At 69.8% G+C, this 1,418-nt stretch carries 2 protein-coding genes; both read left to right on the top strand.

The annotated features are described in order from the left end of the window. Positions 1 to 244 precede the first annotated feature (244 nt). The gene (locus ADL05_RS32030) at positions 245 to 637 is read left to right on the top strand and encodes a hypothetical protein (RefSeq protein ID WP_369801000.1); all 393 of its coding nucleotides are present in this window, start codon (positions 245 to 247) and stop codon (positions 635 to 637) included. A gap of 436 nt (positions 638 to 1,073) precedes the next feature. Then, a partial coding sequence (locus ADL05_RS26795) for a SulP family inorganic anion transporter (protein WP_197285947.1) occupies positions 1,074 to 1,418 on the top strand: 345 nt, incomplete at its 3' end.

Genomic DNA, 1,418 nt, shown 5'->3' with positions numbered 1-1,418 from the left:
CGCGGAGGTGCTGCGGCGCCGCAACGACGGCGAACTCCTGGTGCTCGTGCACAACAAGTGGCGGCTGCGCGTCATCGAGCGCGAGCACCCCGGCCTGCTCATGGAACCCCTCCTCGCCGGCGGCGTGGAAGAGGACGCCTACTAGCGCACACCGCTTCCGCCCGCGCGCACACCACCCCTTCCCGTGCCACTCGTGTCCGCCTACGCACGGCCCGCGGCACATCCATGCCGGGCCGGCCTCGCCATGCCCTCTGCGAAGGAGTCCTTCTGCCTGCCCGTTGTGACTGCCCTGGCCTACGGCATCGCACTGGACGGAGCCGCGGCGGCGGCTCGGGCCGTGGAGAAGACAGCGCTGCCCCACTACTTCGGCACCGCCAACCTGGGAGCGCTGCGAGGCCTGACCCGATCCGTCGCCGTGGCGTCCACGGCCGTGGGACCGCTCCTGTCGTCCGTGGCACACCAGGCAGCCGGGTCGTACAGGCCCGGCGTCATCGCACTGGCGGCTCTGTGCGCGCTCGTGGCGTTGGCCACACCGCTGGCCCGCGACCCGCGCGCGACAGCACCGACCGCGGCTCCGGCGGGACTCCCGGACGGGTCCGGAACCCGTGCGGCAGCGTCGGTTCAGCGCGCTCCATAACACCTGGCCGGGGCCGGTGGGGCCACATTGGATCCCCAGGCGGCCGTAACTCTGCGTCAGCGCACCCGAAACCCGGAATTCATCCCGCAGAAACAGCTTTGACCTGGATATACGCGCACTCGTCCGCACTCGTGTGAGAGTCATCTCAACCGCGCAGGGTGACGCCAACACTCACGTAACGGTAGAGTCAGTCGTGGTTGAGGTCGATGAGACGTCATTGATCCCGTGACCGCTTTCAGTCTTCCCGGCCGGTTCTGACGGACACGGTCGGGCACGCGGCGACGAAGCCGCGCTCCGGGGCACCGCTGGTGCCGCACCGGAACTCCAGGCGCCCAACAGCCACCGACTCCCGGAGTCGGTCGGCCAGGGTCCGCGCACCGTCGCCGCCTCACCCGACATGCACACCGCAGTCCTTGATGTGGGCTGCCCCAACCAGATGGGTTCCATGAATCTGCCTGTGAAGACCCGACGAGGGTCACTCAAGCCGCGCGTTCCCAGCGCGGCCCAGTTCCGCACCGAGGTGATGGCCGGGCTGGTCGTCGCGCTGGCGCTCATCCCCGAGGCCATCGCGTTCTCCCTCATCGCCGGGGTCGACCCGCGCGTGGGCCTGTATGCCTCCTTCGTCATGGCGGTGTCCATCGCGTTCCTGGGCGGCCGTCCGGCGATGATCTCCGCCGCCACCGGCGCGATGGCCCTGGTGGTGGCGCCGCTGTCGATCGAGTACGGCGTCGACTACCTCATCGCCGCCACGATCCTGGCCGGACTCATCCAGGTGGGCCTG

The organism is Nocardiopsis sp. NRRL B-16309, from assembly GCF_001279585.1.
Taxonomy (GTDB): Bacteria; Actinomycetota; Actinomycetes; order Streptosporangiales; family Streptosporangiaceae; genus Nocardiopsis.
The sequence above is the reverse complement of the archived record's forward strand: the minus strand, read 5'-3'. Positions and strand labels throughout refer to the sequence as shown.